This window comes from Actinosynnema sp. NPDC023794 (assembly GCF_040639675.1).
GTDB classification, from domain to species: Bacteria; Actinomycetota; Actinomycetes; order Mycobacteriales; family Pseudonocardiaceae; genus Actinosynnema; species Actinosynnema luteola.
The window spans coordinates 1-13,650 of the sequence record NZ_JBFAFR010000032.1 but is presented as its reverse complement, the minus strand read 5'-3'; the positions used below and the strand labels follow the sequence as shown (position 1 = coordinate 13,650).

The following is a 13,650-nucleotide window of genomic DNA, read 5'->3' as shown; positions in this document are numbered from 1 at the left end:
CCAGGACCCCACTCCTCGATTTATTTTAGTTCAGTGTACTGAAATATCGAGCGCGGTAAAGTGACGACATGGACGGACGGGACTTCGGACGTGAGCTGAGCACGGCGGTGGTCGCGTTCCACGAGGCCGTCGGCGCGCGCTTGGGCGTGACGGCGGTCGACCAGCGCGCGCTCGCGCTCATCGCCGGCAAGGGCCCGCTGTCGGCGGGCGAGCTGGCCAAGGAGATCAACCTGACCCCCGGCGCCGTCACCGGCGTCGCGGACCGGCTCGAACGCGCGGGCCTGGTGCGGCGCGAACCCGACCCCGGCGACCGCAGGCGGGTGGTGATCACCGCGATCCCCGGCGCGTTCGGGCAGGTCTTCGCCGGGTTGAGCTCGGCCATGGCCGAGCTGAGCGCGCGCTACAGCCCGGAGGAGCAGCAGGTCATCGGGGACTGGGTGGTCCGCGCGGTCGCCGTGCTGCAGGAGCAGACCCGCCTGCTCAGCGAGGCCGGGAAGCCGTCCCCCGGTCGGCCGTGACCCGGTGCGCGACCGCCGCCGGGCACACCGCTCGGGCGACAACCGCCGCGAACCCGGTCGAACCCAGGACCGGCGACCCGACCGGCGTGATCAGCCGTTCGGCCGCTTCACGCCCACCGCGCCGTAGGTCACGGCCTCGGCGCCGGTCTCCGGCTCGCCCTCGCCACGCCACTTCGTCGCCAGCACCAGCCCGGGCTCGAACAGGTCGAACCCGTCGAGCATCGCCTGGACGTCCGACCTGGACCGTGCCACGACCGGCGAGTCCGTCTCGGCGGCCACGCCGACCAGCTTGCGCACCAGCTCCGGCTGCTCGTCCGCGGTCAGGTGGCTGATCACCAGGTAGCTGCCGTCGGCGATCACGTCGCGGTAGCGGTGGACCAGCTCGATCGGGCGGTCGTCGTCGGCGATGTAGGGCAGGATCGCGACCATCAGCACGGCGACCGGCCGGGTCAGGTCGAGCAGCCCGCGGACCTCGGGCGCGGCCAGCACCGCGTCCACGTCCCGGATGTCGGCCTCGGCGATGGCCGCGCCCGCGTTGTCCCGCAGCATGGTGCGGCTGTGGGCCACGGTGGCGGGCTCGTTGTCCACGTACACCACGCGGCACGTCGGGTCGGCCTGCTGGGCGACCTCGTGCACGTTGCCCGCGGTGGGGATGCCGGAGCCGAGGTCGAGGAACTGGCGGATGCCCTGCGCCACGCACAGCCGGACGGCCCGGCGCAGGAACGAACGGGTGTGCTGGACCATGGCGGCGGTCGGGATCTCGTTCATCGACCGGTCGGCGAACTCGCGGTCGACCGCGAAGTTGTGCGCTCCGCCGAGGTAGTAGTCGTAGAGCCGGGCCACGTTGGGGCGCTCGACATCACCATTGGTCGACACCCACCTCGGGGGGTTCTGCACTGCGCACCTCACCCTGCCTGCACCCGGAGCGGCGTGAACGCCTGCCAGACCGTATCTGGCTACTCCGTTCGTGTCCATCCGCCAAATGTGAACACGCAGGGTGATTGTGACTGGTGAGTGACCCCGGATCAAACCGTGGTGCCCCGGCCGAGGGGCGGCGCCGGGGGAGAGGTGCCTGCCCCTCGGCCGGGGAGCTCGGCTCACACTCCGGCGTAGGAGCGGATCCAGTCGCGGTAGCGGGTGACGGCGGTGTAGTTCGACCGGGTGGAGCGGTCGCTGGTGGAGGCGACGCCGACCTGGTAGCGGCGACCGTCGACCGGGCTGGTCGCGAACATCGGGCCACCCGAGTCGCCGCCGGCCGCGATGCCGTCGACGCGGGACACCGAGATCGCGATGCCGCCGCGGTAGTCACGCCCGTTGACCGAGGTGACGCGGGTGTTGGCGTACTTGAGGTAGCGGGACTGGCAGTTGATCTCCGGCTGGTTGGTGCAGGTGGCGCCCCAGCCGTAGAGCTGCACGGTCTGGCCGACGGCCACGGCCGTGGTGGTGCCCAGCGGCGCGTAGGTGCCCGAGACCGACCGGTCCAGCCGCGCCAGCGCCAGGTCGACCGACGGGTGCTGGATGATCTGGGTGGCGGTGGCCAGGGTGCCGCCGGTGGTCTGGTCGAGGCTGCCGATCCGGAACGTGTAGGTGCCCGAGCTCGCCACGCAGTGCTGCGCGGTCAGGACCCACTGCGGGGCGATGATCGTGGCCGAGCAGTTCTGCTGGCCGTTGCGGAACAGGCGGGCCGCCCACGGGGCGTTGCTCGCCGTGCCGCCGCCGATGATGTACGGCTCGACGACGCCGGCCTCCTGGGCCGACGCCGCCGGCGCGATCGCGGTCAGGGCGAACGCGGACAGCAGTGCGGTAGTGGCTCCGACCACCGCGGACAGGGCGCGAGTGAATCGCATGGAGTTGTCACCTCAACGAACGCAGGGAGTGGTGAATTCACCACCCACAGCGTCACCTGTCGGAGTGACGCCGGCCACCCGCCGTTAGTCGGCGAGCGCCCAGACGATGGTCTGCGGCCGATTGGCCCTGACCGACCGGAACCGACTACCCGTCCGCTTCTCCCTCGTCCACGCCGAGCGCCCACCGGCGCACCGGGTTGGTGAACAGCAGCACGAGCGTGCCGACGACGTACGCACCGAGCAGCGCGCCCCACAGCTGGCGGTCGGACGGCCCGTACATGTACCAGGCGACGCCCAACAGGAGGAGCTGCACGACGACCGCGGGCGTGCGACCCCAGTGCTTGCCGAGCACCAGGCCGACGCCGGCCGCGAGCACACCCGCCGACAGCACCGCGAAGTAGGCGGCCTCACCGAGCACCTCGCCGGACTTCTCCGCGCTGAACGACCGCACCACCAGCGCGACCGCGAACGCCAGCCCGGTCAGGCCCTGCAACGCGGTCAGCGCGCCCGCCGCCCGGACCGCCGGTGGGACCTTGCCTTCGGTCGACACGCCGCGCCCCTTCAGCTGTGCGCCCCTCAACTGGGCCTTTCCTCACAGTGCGTACTCGTCACGCATCGTAGGCCACCCGGTTGGCGTGTCCCGCTCGACCGCCCCAGGGGCGATGATCACAGGAGTCTCTTCGGCGAGCCGGCGGTCGGGCCGGGGTGCACTTGTCGCGAGACGCAGCACGACGCGGGACCCAGGGAATCGGGACACGGAAAGGAGACGTCGGCCACTTTCGTGCGCTCTGCAGCCTCCTCCCGGGTGATACGCAACCTGTCGGAGGTCACGCGCTGTCCTACTCTGCAAGAGTGCGCGCACTTCTGGTGGTCAACCCGCAGGCGACGGCAACCACGCCTGCCGGTCGGGACGTGCTCGCGCACGCACTGGCCAGCGATGTGAAGCTCGACATCGTCGAGACGGACTACCGCGGCCACGCGGCGGACGCCGCCGCGCAGGCCGTCCTGGACGGGTACGACCTGGTCGTGGCGCACGGCGGCGACGGCACGGTGAACGAGGTGGTCAACGGCGTGCTGCGCGAGGGCGCGCAGCCGGGCCTGCCCATGCTCGGCGTGGTCCCCGGCGGCTCGGCGAACGTGTTCGCGGGCGCGCTCGGCCTGCCGCGCGACCCGGTCGAGGCCACCTACCGCCTGCTGCAGGCCATCGAGCACGGCACCAGCCGCAAGGTCAGCGTCGGGCACGTCGCGGCCACCGGCGCGGGTCTCGACCACGACCGCTGGTTCACCTTCAACGCCGGCGTCGGCTGGGACGCCGACGTGGTCGCGGCCGTCGAGCACCAGCGCGCCAAGGGCCGCCAGGCGTCACCGACCCTGTACGCCCGCACCGCGCTGACCAGCTACTTCACCCAGCGCAGACAGCCGCCCACGCTCACCGTGCGCATTCCCGACGAACCGCTGTTCGAGGACGTGCGGCTCGCGTTCGTCTCGAACACCGACCCGTGGACCTACCTCGGTGACAAGGCGATCCGGCTCAACCCCAGCACGTCCTTCGACGGCGGCCTCGGCCTGTTCGCGCTGCACGGGATGGGATTGCCGACAGTTCTTCGCTATCTCGCGCATCTCTTGGCCACGGATGGGAACCCCAAAGGCGGGAACCTGCTCCGGCGCGACGACGTCGAGTTCGTCCGCGTGACGAGTCCGGAACCCGTCAACCTGCAGGTTGACGGTGACCTGCTCGGCTCGTGCACCGAGGTCGAGTTCACCGGGGTGCCAGGCGCGCTCACGGTCGCCGTGTGATCGTGGCGTGACCGGCCCGGTACCCATCCGCGATGTTGTGACCTGGTGTGACGTCCCTGTGTGAAAGCGCAGGTGAACCCAGTCGATCTTTCGGGTGAGTTCACTCACCGGGTTGGGGCTAAACCCTTGACATCCCCGCCGTTCGTGAAAGCATTCACAAGCACCCCAAACCGACCGCTGACGAGTGGCGCGCCTTCGCGCGCGCCTAGCTGAGGAGTAGTTCCAATGGACTGGCGCCACCGCGCGATCTGCCGCGACGAGGACCCCGAGCTGTTCTTCCCCGTGGGGAACAGCGGTCCTGCGCTCCTGCAGATCGCCGAGGCGAAGACCGTCTGCCGCCGCTGCCCCGTCGTCTCCGACTGCCTCTCGTGGGCGCTCGAGAGCGGCCAGGACGCCGGCGTGTGGGGCGGGATGAGCGAAGACGAGCGTCGCGCCCTCAAGCGCCGCAACGCTCGCACCCGGGCTCGCAGCAACGCCTGAGCCGCCTCGAGCAAACAAGACGAAAGGCCCGACACCGTGCCAGGTGTCGGGCCTTTCGCTTGTGTTGCACACCCTCCCGCATGACCACGTGACTCCACGACGGCTGAGCCGTCGATCGGACCGCTGAGGTAGGTCGTCACGTGTGCACGGGGAGCAGTCTAACGCCGGGCTCTGAGCGGTACGCGCAGGACCGCCTCTGTACCGCCTCGGGGCCGCCTCCGCAAGCTCAACGAGCCCCTGAGTTCGGACTCCACCAGCGTCCGGACGATCTGCAGCCCGAGCCGGTCGGTGCGCTCCAGCGAGAAGCCCTGCGGCAGGCCGCGACCGTCGTCCGAGATCACGACGTCGAGCCACTTCGCCGAGCGCTCGGCGTGCACGACCACCTCGCCCCGCTGGCCCGCCGCGTACGCGTGCTCGAACGCGTTCTGCACGAGTTCGGTCAGCACCATCACCAGCGGGGTGGCGAGCTCGGCCTGGACGATGCCGAACTTCCCGTCCCGGCGCACCACGACCTGCGACTCGGTGGCGGCCACGTCCGACATCATCGGGATGACCTTGTCCACCACGTCGTCGAGGTCCACCCGCTCGTCCACCGACATGGACAGCGTCTCGTGCACCAGCGCGATCGACGTGACGCGGCGCACCGACTCGGCCAGCGCCTCGCGCGCCTCCTCGCTGCTGGTCCGCCTGCTCTGCAGGCGCAGCAGCGCGGCCACCGTCTGCAGGTTGTTCTTCACCCGGTGGTGGATCTCGCGGATCGTCGCGTCCTTCGACATGAGGGCGCGGTCGCGGCGGCGGACCTCCGTGACGTCGCGGCACAGCACCAGCGCGCCCGCCGCGCTGCCACGCGGTCGCAGCGGCAGGGCGCGGAACAGCACGGCCGCGCCGCGGCGCGACTCGGCCTCGATGCGCATGCTCGGCTGGCCGTCCAGGGCCGACCGGATGCGCTGCGCGACCTCGGTGGCGTCGAACGGGTCGCCGATCAGGGACCGCGTCAACGGGGCCAGGTGCACGCCGACCAGGTCGGACGCGTGGCCCATGCGGTGGTAGGCGCTCAGCGCGTTCGGGCTGGCGAACACGACCGCGCCCGAGGCGTCCAGCCGGATCAGGCCGTCACCCACGCGAGGGCTGGTGTGCACGTCCGGCGACGGCTCGGTGGTCGGGAACGTGCCGTCCGAGATCATCTGGCACAGGTCGGCGGCACTGCCCAGGTAGGAGATCTCCAACGGGCTCGGCACGCGCGGCACGGCCAGGTTCGTGTTGCGGCTGAGGACCGCGATGACCTCGTCGTTCCGCTTGACCGGGATCGCCTCGCGGCGGACCGGCACGCCGAGGTGCCAGCGCGGGTCCTCCTCGCGGCAGATCCGGGCCTCGGTCATCGCGCGGCGCAGCTGGGGGTGTTCCTCGACGTCCACCATGCTGCCGACGACGTCCTCGGGGTGCGCGGTCGGCGCGGTCGTCGGCCGGGCCTGCGCGACGCACAGGAACGTCGTCTCGTCCAGCGGCACCCACATCAGGAAGTCGGCGAAGCTGAGGTCGGACAGCAGCTGCCACTCCGCGACCACCAGTTGCAGGTGGTCGACGGCTCCGCCGGAGAGCTTGGTGTGCTCGGCCAGGAGGTCGGTGAGCGTGGACAGCTACTCCACCACCGCGATGAGGTCGCCCTCTTGGACCACGTCGCCGGGCGAGACGGCGATGCGGGTGATCCGGCCCGCGCCCTCGGGGAGGACCGGGATCTCCATCTTCATGCTCTCGAGCACCACGACCGTGGTCTCGTGCGTGACCTCATCGCCTTCCTCGACGGCGATCTGGGCCACGTTGGCCACGATCTCGGCCCGGATCTCCTCGGCCATGGTCCTCCTTCGTCGAGTCCATCCAACCACGATTCAGACCCGGTGCCGTGCCTGGGCGACCGCGTGACACACTGGGATGAAGCATGACGAGCACTAGGAGAACCCCATGTCGAAGCGTGCCCGCAAGCGCCGCGACCGCAAGAAGGGTGGCGCCAACCACGGGAAGCGCCCCAACGCCTGATTCAGTGTCACGGCGTGCGAAGGCCCCGGAGCACCGCTCCGGGGCCTTCGACTTGCACCGCTCGTCCGGGGTCCGCGAACGGGACCCCGACGGTCAGCTGCCGGCCGTCTCGGTCCTGGTCGCGGTCGTGGTGACCTCGACCTCCACCGTCGTCTGGTAGAGCCGGGCGCGCAGGCGCCGCCGCAGCTCCTCGGGCGCGTGCTCGCCGCCGCACTTGCGGGCCAGCAACGCCTTCAGGTGCTCCTCGATGCCGTACTGCTCCAGGCACGGGTGGCACTCCTCCAGGTGGGTCTGGAGCAGCTCCTTGCGCCTCTCGTCGCACTCGTGGTCGAGGAAGAGGTAGACCTCGGACAGGACCTCGGAGCAGTCCGTCTCGTGCGGTTCGCCGCAGCTCATCGGCCCGCCACCTCCTGCTGACCGTCGCGGATGATGCCGCGCTCGCGCGCGGTGTCCGCCAGCTGGTCGCGAAGCTGCCTGCGGCCCCGGTGCAACCGGGACATCACGGTTCCGATGGGGGTGCCCATGATGTCTGCGATCTCCTTGTAGGCGAAGCCCTCCACGTCCGCGAGGTACACCGCGATCCGGAACTCCTCCGGCAGTCGCTGCAAGGCTTCCTTGACGTCTGAGTCCGGCAGCCGGTCCATCGCCTCGACCTCCGCCGACCGCAACCCGGTCGACGTGTGGCTCTCCGCCTGCGCCAACTGCCAGTCCGTGATCTCGTCCGTCGGCTGCTGGATCGGTTGGCGCTGCTTCTTGCGGTAGCCGTTGATGTAGGTGTTGGTGAGGATGCGGTACAGCCAGGCCTTGAGGTTCGTGCCCTCCGAGAAGGACGCGAAGGCGGCGTACGCCTTGAGGTAGGTCTCCTGGACCAGGTCCTCGGCGTCGGCCGGGTTGCGGGTCATCCGCAGGGCCGCCGAGTACAACTGGTCGAGCATCGGCATAGCGTCGCGCTCGAACCTGGCTGCGCGCTCGGCCGTTGTCTCGTCCGTCGGCGTGTCCTGCGTTCGCGTGGCTGGCACCGCGCTCCCTTCCCACCGGCTGGTCAGCGCGGTGGATGGAACTGTCTGGGACGCAGTCGAGGATACGCGGCGGTCACCGGGTCGGCAGTGAGCCGAGCCACGCGGTGGGCGCGCCTTGACCTGCCTGCCGACCTGCTGGTCCATCACCTCGGTAGCCACGTTCGCAGCAACGCGACGACGTCGCCGCGCATTCCCTCGACTATCGTGCGCGATCATGGCCGGTCGTGGAACGCCCGCCACCGCGTTGCTGGACAAGCAGAAGGTGGCCTACGCGCTGCACGCCTACGAGCACGACCCCCGGCACGAGTCGTACGGGCTGGAGGCCGCGGAGGCGTTGGGGATCGCCCCCGAACGGGTGTTCAAGACCCTGGTCGCGGACGTGGACGGCAGGCTGGCCGTCGGTGTGGTTCCGGTCACGGGGCAGCTGGACCTCAAGGCGCTGGCCGCCGCCGTGGGCGGGAAGAAGGCGAAGATGGCCGACGTCGCGGCGGCCGAGCGCGCCACCGGGTACGTGGCGGGAGGCATCTCGCCGTTGGGGCAGAAGAAGCGGCTTCCGGTGGCGCTGGACGCCTCGGCGGAGGCTTTCGAGACCATCTACTGCTCGGCCGGACGGCGTGGGCTCGAGGTCGAGATCGCACCGGAAGCGCTGGTCAGGCTCACGCAGGCGGTCATCGCACCGATCTCGGCCTGATACGCCGGGCGCCGACGGTCACACCTCGAGCGGGCGCAGCACGCGGTCGAGCCACTCGCCGACGGCCCGGCCCACCGCGCCCACGTCGGCCTTGAGGTTGTGGTCGCCGGGCAGCAGCACGACGTCGCGGTGGTGCGCCGCCTCTGGCCTGCCGAACGGGTCGTTCTCGCCCTGCACGACCAGGGTGGCGACCTCGACGCCGTCCAGCTCCGACATCCGGGACTTCTCCGGCTTGCCCGGCGGGTGCACGGGGAACGCCAGGCACAGCACCGCCGCCGCCTGACCCTCCGACGACGTCCGGCACGCCACCCGCGCGCCGGAGGACCGGCCGCCGAACAGCAGCGGCAGGTCGTCGAACCAGGTCTCGCCGAGCTCCTCGGCCACCGCGAGCCACGCCGCGTCGAGCTGGTTGGCGGGCGCGGGCGCGCGGCGGCCGGCCACCCGGTACGGCTGCTCGACCAGCGCCACGTGCACGCCGATGTCCACCGCCGCGCGGGTCGCGGCCACCAGGTCCGGCGCGGCGATACCGCCGCCCGCGCCGTGCCCGAGCAGGAGCGCGGCGCGGCTCTCGGAGGCGCAGTGCAGCTCGGCCCGCGCGGGGCCGAACGGGGTGTCGACCACCCGCGAGGTCATTTCAGCTCGAACAAGGTGGGCTCCGGCTTCTCGGACTCCCCCAGCGTGACGGCCGCCATCAGCGACGGGTCGTTGTTCTTGATGCTGTTGACCTTCGTCGACACCGGGCGCAGCTCCAGCGCGTCGACCAGGTCGAGGTCGGGCGCGAGCAGGTCCTTCGGGTCGTCGTTGTCCGGGTCGAGCCACGCCGCCCAGCGGTCCTTCGGCAGCACCAGCGGCATCCGGTGGTGCACGGAGGTCATCTCGCCGATCGCGTCCGTGGTGAGCACGGCGCAGGTGATGATCGGCTTGCGCTCGTCGCCGTCCTGCTGCCACCACACCGACCAGATGCCGGCCATGGCGAGGCTGGAGTCGTCGCCGGGGTTGATGAAGTACGGCTGCTTGCGGCCCTCGCCGGGCTGCCACTCGTACCAGCCCGCGGCCGGGACGATGCACCGGCGCTTGGCCGCCGAGTTGCGGTAGGCGGGCTTGTCCAGCACGCTCTCCGCCCGCGCGTTGATCATCTTCGCGGCGCCGGACAGGTCCTTGGCCCAGTGCGGCACCAGGCCCCAGCGCATCACGCGGACGCTGCGCTCGGTGGTGTCGGGGTCGGGGTTGCCCTCGTCGTCCCGCGGGTGCCGTTCGACCACGGCGAGCACCTGCTTGGTCGGCGCGACGTTGTAGTCCGCGCCGGGCGCCTCGCCCTCGGTGCCGTCGACCGCGTCGAACTCCGCCGCGAGCAGCGCGGGGTTCTTGGTGGACGCGTACCTGCCGCACACACCGATCACCTCTCCACAGATCACCCTCGGGCGAAGCCCATCGTCGCACGTCGGAAAGCCCGGTGCGAGCTGTCGACCACCCGATGCGGAATCATCAAGCCATGACTCAGCAGTGGTCCGCTCCCACCGCCGACGGCCCGGTCGACGCGACGGTACCCGTGCCAGGCTCCAAGTCGATCACCAACCGCGCGCTCGTGCTCGCCGCCCTGGCCGACCGCCCGTCCACCGTGCACGCGCCGCTGCGCAGCCGCGACACCAACCTGATGGTCGACGCGCTGCGGTCGCTCGGCGTCGAGGTCGCCGACGGTCCGGACGGGTCCTGGCTGGTCACGCCGCACGAGATGCACGGCCCGGCGCAGGTCGACTGCGGCCTGGCGGGCACCGTGATGCGGTTCCTGCCGCCCGCCGCCGCGCTCGCGGTCGGCGACGTCACCTTCGACGGCGACCCGCACGCGCGGACCCGGCCGATGACCACGATCCTGGACGCGCTGCGGGCGCTGGGCGCGGACGTGGCGGGCGACGCGCTGCCGTTCACGCTGCACGGCAAGGGCGGCGTGCCCGGTGGCGAGGTCACCATCGACGCTTCGGCGTCGTCCCAGTTCGTGTCCGGGCTCCTGCTGTCGGGCGCGCGTTACGAGAGCGGCGTGACGATCCGGCACGACGGCAAGCCCGTGCCCTCCATGCCCCACATCGAGATGACCGTGGCGATGGTGCGCCAGGCCGGTGTGGTGGTGGACGACGCGTCGCCGAACGAGTGGCGGGTCGAGCCGGGCCCCGTCGAGGGCCGCGACTGGCACGTCGAGCCGGACCTGTCCAACGCGACCGCGTTCCTGGCGGCGGCGGCGGTCACCGGCGGTCGGGTGACGATCCCGGGTTGGCCGACGCGGACCACGCAGCCCGGCGGCGCGGCGCAGGACCTGTTCGGGCGCATGGGCTGTGAGGTGGCGCTGTCCGACGCCGGCCTGGTCCTGCGCGGGCCGGACCGGTTGACCGGGATCGACGTCGACCTGCGCGACGAGAGCGAGCTGACGCCGACCGTCGCGGCCTTGGCGGCGCTGGCCGACGGGCGGACGCGGATCCGCGGTGTCGCCCACATCCGCGGTCACGAGACGGACCGGCTCGCCGCGCTCGCCGCCGAGATCAACCGGCTGGGCGGCGACGCGGAGGAGACCGAGGACGGCCTGGTCATCACGCCGCGACCGCTGCGCGGCGGCGTGTGGCGCGCCTACGCCGACCACCGGATGGCCACCGCCGGCGCGATCATCGGCCTGGTCGTCGAGGGCGTGTCCGTGGACGACATCGGCTGCACCACGAAGACGCTGCCCGACTTCCCGGGCATGTGGGCGGCCATGCTGGCGCTGCCGGGGGCGCGCTGACGTGGCGAGGGGCGACTGGCGGCGGTTGGACGAGTCCGACGTGCGGGTGCGGCCGGGCAAGGGCACCCGGCCGCGCAGCAAGCGCCGGCCCGAGCACGCGGACGCGGTGCCCGCCATGGTCGTCGGGGTCGACCGGGGGCGGTGGACGTGCGCGATGGACGGCGACCCCGGGCGGATGGTCGTCGCCATGCGGGCGCGGGAGCTCGGCCGCACGCCGGTCGTCGTCGGCGACCACGTCGGGCTGGTCGGCGACACGTCCGGTCAGCCGGACACGTTGGCGCGGATCGTGCGGGTGGAGGAGCGGCGCAGCGTGCTGCGGCGCACGGCGGACGACACGGACCCGTTCGAGCGGGTGGTGGTCGCCAACGCCGAGCAGCTGGTGATCGTGTCGGCGTTGGCGGACCCGCAGCCCCGACGCGGCTTCATCGACCGGTGCCTGGTGGCGGCGTGGGCGGGCGGGCTGGAACCGCTGCTGTGCTTGACGAAGTCGGACCTGGCGTCGCCGGACGAGCTGCTCGCCGCGTACGCCGAGCTGGACCTGCCGGTGGTGGTGACGCGGTCCGACCAGGACCCGGACGAGCTGCGCGGGCGGCTGGCGAACCGGTTGTCGGCGTTGATCGGGCACTCGGGTGTCGGCAAGTCGACGTTGGTGAACCGGCTGGTGCCCGACGCGCACCGGGCGGTGGGCGTGGTGAGCGGGGTGGGCAAGGGCCGCCACACGTCGACCCAGACCGTCGCCCTGCCGTTGCCGGAAGGCGGGTGGGCGGTGGACACGCCGGGCATCCGCTCGTTCGGCCTGGCGCACATCACGCCGGACGACATCGTGGGCGCGTTCCCGGACATGAAGGCCATGGCCGAGGAGTGCCCGTCGGGCTGCGGTCACCAGGGCCCCCCGGACGACCCGGACTGCATGCTGGACGAACTGGTCAGCACCGGCGAGGCCTCCCCCGGCCGCCTGGCCTCCCTGCGCCGCCTCCTGTCCTCCCGCGGCAAACTGGAGGAATACGACTGATCCCTTTGCCCGCCCATTGAGACGGTCAAGCTCGCCCTGTTGACCTCAAGGCCTTGCGCACTCCATTCTGGGAACAGATCAACCGCTTAACTGCCGGTAGCGTCGTCGTGCCCGGAAGGTGCCCATGAGAACGCGCTCAAATATTTAGCACTATCGCTAAAACGTTTAGCGACGTGCTTGTCGCTCGGCCATATCGGCACTCGGTCGAGCGCGCCGACTTCTTGAGCCGGTGGTCGTTCTCGTCGACAACTGCGATCGCGGACGGCCACTGTTCGAAAACTTGCGCAAAGTCCGCAGAGGAGACGTCATGTCAATGCAACGACGCAGCTTCATGACCAGGTTCAGAGCAGCCAATGTCGGCGCCGCGGTGGCGAGCGCCGCACTGCTGGCAACGGCTGCGACCCTCGTGGCGCTGCCGGCCGGCGCCGCGGCCGCGGGCTGTTCGGTGAACTACGCCGTGGCTTCGCAGTGGCAGGGCGGGTTCACCGGCAACGTGTCGGTCACCAACCTGGGTGATCCGCTGACCGGTTGGACGTTGACGTGGTCGTTCGGCGCGGGCCAGACGGTGACGCAGTCGTGGAACACGTCGTTGACGCAGAGCGGTTCCGCGGTGACCGCGAAGAACGTGAGCTACAACGGTTCGATCGCCACCGGCGGTTCGGCGTCGTTCGGTTTCAACGGGTCGTGGACGGGCAGCAACCCGGTTCCGACGAGTTTCGCCCTGAACGGCGTGGTGTGCACCGGTAGCACGACCTCGACGACATCGACGACCAGCACCACTTCCACGACCACGACGACCACGACGACGCCCGGCACGTGTTCATTGCCGTCGAGGTACCGCTGGTCGTCCTCGGGCGCGCTGGCGAACCCGAGGTCGGGTTGGGTCTCGCTCAAGGACTTCACCTACGTGCCCCACAACGGCAAGCACCTGGTCTACGGCACGACCCACGACTTCGGGACGCGCTGGGGCTCGATGAACTTCGGGCTCTTCAGCAACTGGTCCGAGATGGCCTCGGCGCCCCAGCAGGCCATGAACATCGGCACCGTCGCACCCACGCTGATCTACTTCGCCCCGAAGAACATCTGGGTGCTGGCCTACCAGTGGGGCGGGACCGCGTTCAGCTACCGGACGTCGACCGACCCCACCAACCCGAACGGGTGGTCGGCGCAGCAGGTGCTCTCCACGGCCAGCATCACCGGCTCCGGCACGGGCCCCATCGACCAGACGCTCATCGGCGACGGCCAGAACATGTACCTGTTCTTCGCCGGTGACAACGGCAAGATCTACCGCCAGGTCATGCCGCTCGGGAACTTCCCGGGCAGCTTCGGCTCGTCCTACACCACGATCATGAGCGACACGACGAACAACCTGTTCGAAGCGGTCGAGGTGTACAAGGTCCAGGGCCAGAACCAGTACCTCATGATCGTCGAGGCGATCGGCTCCAACGGCCGGTACTTCCGCTCGTTCACGTCCAGCAGCCTCAG

General features: G+C 70.8%; 17 protein-coding genes. 8 read left to right on the top strand and 9 right to left on the bottom strand.

Features of this window, described 5'->3' with window-relative positions:
• Positions 1 to 68: 68 nt before the first annotated feature.
• Positions 69 to 518, top strand: a complete 450-nt coding sequence (locus AB0H12_RS37560) for a MarR family transcriptional regulator (protein ID WP_499629508.1) — start codon at positions 69 to 71, stop codon at positions 516 to 518.
• A 90-nt stretch (positions 519 to 608) separates the two neighbouring features.
• Here AB0H12_RS37560 and AB0H12_RS37555 read toward each other — a convergent pair whose 3' ends face one another.
• From AB0H12_RS37555 to AB0H12_RS37545, 3 genes are all read right to left on the bottom strand, one after another.
• Positions 609 to 1,415, bottom strand: a complete 807-nt coding sequence (locus AB0H12_RS37555) for an SAM-dependent methyltransferase (protein ID WP_499629506.1) — start codon at positions 1,413 to 1,415, stop codon at positions 609 to 611.
• Between the two features lie 200 nt (positions 1,416 to 1,615).
• Entirely contained in the window at positions 1,616 to 2,365 is a 750-nt protein-coding gene (locus AB0H12_RS37550) for a S1 family peptidase (RefSeq protein ID WP_499629504.1), read from the bottom strand.
• A 145-nt stretch (positions 2,366 to 2,510) separates the two neighbouring features.
• A complete protein-coding gene (locus AB0H12_RS37545; RefSeq protein WP_499629502.1) occupies positions 2,511 to 2,915 on the bottom strand; it encodes a hypothetical protein in 405 nt (134 codons plus the stop codon).
• Positions 2,916 to 3,217: 302 nt separating this feature from the next.
• Between AB0H12_RS37545 and AB0H12_RS37540 the strand changes: the two genes are divergently transcribed.
• Together AB0H12_RS37540 and AB0H12_RS37535 are read left to right on the top strand one after the other, a co-directional pair.
• Positions 3,218 to 4,162 (top strand): diacylglycerol/lipid kinase family protein, encoded by a 945-nt coding sequence (locus tag AB0H12_RS37540; protein WP_499629500.1) that lies wholly within the window; start codon positions 3,218 to 3,220, stop codon positions 4,160 to 4,162.
• Between the two features lie 225 nt (positions 4,163 to 4,387).
• A complete protein-coding gene (locus AB0H12_RS37535) occupies positions 4,388 to 4,642 on the top strand; it encodes a WhiB family transcriptional regulator (RefSeq protein ID WP_053719541.1) in 255 nt (84 codons plus the stop codon).
• A gap of 158 nt (positions 4,643 to 4,800) precedes the next feature.
• Here the strand turns inward: AB0H12_RS37535 and AB0H12_RS37530 are convergent, their stop codons facing one another.
• Positions 4,801 to 6,279, bottom strand: a complete 1,479-nt coding sequence (locus tag AB0H12_RS37530) for a histidine kinase N-terminal domain-containing protein (protein ID WP_499629647.1) — start codon at positions 6,277 to 6,279, stop codon at positions 4,801 to 4,803.
• Entirely contained in the window at positions 6,280 to 6,495 is a 216-nt protein-coding gene (locus tag AB0H12_RS37525; RefSeq protein ID WP_499629498.1) for a biotin/lipoyl-binding carrier protein, read from the bottom strand. It abuts the gene before it with no gap.
• Between the two features lie 106 nt (positions 6,496 to 6,601).
• Between AB0H12_RS37525 and AB0H12_RS37520 the strand changes: the two genes are divergently transcribed.
• Positions 6,602 to 6,676, top strand: a complete 75-nt coding sequence (locus AB0H12_RS37520; RefSeq protein ID WP_096498094.1) for a 50S ribosomal protein bL37 — start codon at positions 6,602 to 6,604, stop codon at positions 6,674 to 6,676.
• A gap of 93 nt (positions 6,677 to 6,769) precedes the next feature.
• Here the strand turns inward: AB0H12_RS37520 and rsrA are convergent, their stop codons facing one another.
• Together rsrA and AB0H12_RS37510 are read right to left on the bottom strand one after the other, a co-directional pair.
• Positions 6,770 to 7,072 carry a mycothiol system anti-sigma-R factor gene (rsrA, locus tag AB0H12_RS37515; RefSeq protein WP_499629496.1) on the bottom strand — a complete coding sequence of 101 codons (303 nt, stop codon included), beginning with the start codon at positions 7,070 to 7,072 and terminating at the stop codon, positions 6,770 to 6,772.
• Entirely contained in the window at positions 7,069 to 7,695 is a 627-nt protein-coding gene (locus tag AB0H12_RS37510; RefSeq protein ID WP_498717611.1) for a sigma-70 family RNA polymerase sigma factor, read from the bottom strand. The genes rsrA and AB0H12_RS37510 overlap by 4 nt, the downstream gene beginning before the upstream one ends.
• 214 nt (positions 7,696 to 7,909) lie before the next feature.
• Here AB0H12_RS37510 and ybaK point away from each other — a divergent pair, with 214 nt between their 5' ends.
• Positions 7,910 to 8,386 carry a Cys-tRNA(Pro) deacylase gene (gene ybaK, locus AB0H12_RS37505; protein WP_499629494.1) on the top strand — a complete coding sequence of 159 codons (477 nt, stop codon included), beginning with the start codon at positions 7,910 to 7,912 and terminating at the stop codon, positions 8,384 to 8,386.
• Between the two features lie 18 nt (positions 8,387 to 8,404).
• Here ybaK and AB0H12_RS37500 read toward each other — a convergent pair whose 3' ends face one another.
• Positions 8,405 to 9,019: an alpha/beta hydrolase family protein gene (locus tag AB0H12_RS37500; RefSeq protein WP_499629492.1), complete on the bottom strand. Its 615-nt coding sequence runs from the start codon at positions 9,017 to 9,019 to the stop codon at positions 8,405 to 8,407.
• Entirely contained in the window at positions 9,016 to 9,777 is a 762-nt protein-coding gene (locus AB0H12_RS37495) for an SOS response-associated peptidase (protein ID WP_499629645.1), read from the bottom strand. Before AB0H12_RS37495 ends, AB0H12_RS37500 begins: the two co-directional genes overlap by 4 nt.
• A gap of 101 nt (positions 9,778 to 9,878) precedes the next feature.
• On the opposite strand from AB0H12_RS37495, the gene aroA reads away from it, so the two are divergent.
• The 3 genes from aroA to AB0H12_RS37480 form a co-directional block, all read left to right on the top strand.
• The gene (aroA, locus tag AB0H12_RS37490; protein ID WP_499629490.1) at positions 9,879 to 11,153 is read left to right on the top strand and encodes a 3-phosphoshikimate 1-carboxyvinyltransferase; all 1,275 of its coding nucleotides are present in this window, start codon (positions 9,879 to 9,881) and stop codon (positions 11,151 to 11,153) included.
• A gap of 1 nt (position 11,154) precedes the next feature.
• Positions 11,155 to 12,165: a ribosome small subunit-dependent GTPase A gene (gene rsgA / locus AB0H12_RS37485; protein WP_499629488.1), complete on the top strand. Its 1,011-nt coding sequence runs from the start codon at positions 11,155 to 11,157 to the stop codon at positions 12,163 to 12,165.
• A 307-nt stretch (positions 12,166 to 12,472) separates the two neighbouring features.
• Positions 12,473 to 13,650, top strand: a 1,178-nt coding sequence (locus tag AB0H12_RS37480) for a non-reducing end alpha-L-arabinofuranosidase family hydrolase (RefSeq protein ID WP_499629486.1), incomplete at its 3' end; no start/stop codon positions are given.

What these genes read in the sequence shown, in the direction of transcription:
- AB0H12_RS37560 (WP_499629508.1), top strand. Translation starts at nt 69, where the DNA reads ATGGACGGACGGGACTTCGGACGTGAGCTGAGCACGGCGGTGGTCGCG.
- AB0H12_RS37550 (WP_499629504.1), bottom strand. Translation starts at nt 2,365, where the DNA reads ATGCGATTCACTCGCGCCCTGTCCGCGGTGGTCGGAGCCACTACCGCA.
- AB0H12_RS37535 (WP_053719541.1), top strand. Translation starts at nt 4,388, where the DNA reads ATGGACTGGCGCCACCGCGCGATCTGCCGCGACGAGGACCCCGAGCTG.
- AB0H12_RS37525 (WP_499629498.1), bottom strand. Translation starts at nt 6,495, where the DNA reads ATGGCCGAGGAGATCCGGGCCGAGATCGTGGCCAACGTGGCCCAGATC.
- rsrA (WP_499629496.1), bottom strand. Translation starts at nt 7,072, where the DNA reads ATGAGCTGCGGCGAACCGCACGAGACGGACTGCTCCGAGGTCCTGTCC.
- ybaK (WP_499629494.1), top strand. Translation starts at nt 7,910, where the DNA reads ATGGCCGGTCGTGGAACGCCCGCCACCGCGTTGCTGGACAAGCAGAAG.
- AB0H12_RS37500 (WP_499629492.1), bottom strand. Translation starts at nt 9,019, where the DNA reads ATGACCTCGCGGGTGGTCGACACCCCGTTCGGCCCCGCGCGGGCCGAG.
- aroA (WP_499629490.1), top strand. Translation starts at nt 9,879, where the DNA reads ATGACTCAGCAGTGGTCCGCTCCCACCGCCGACGGCCCGGTCGACGCG.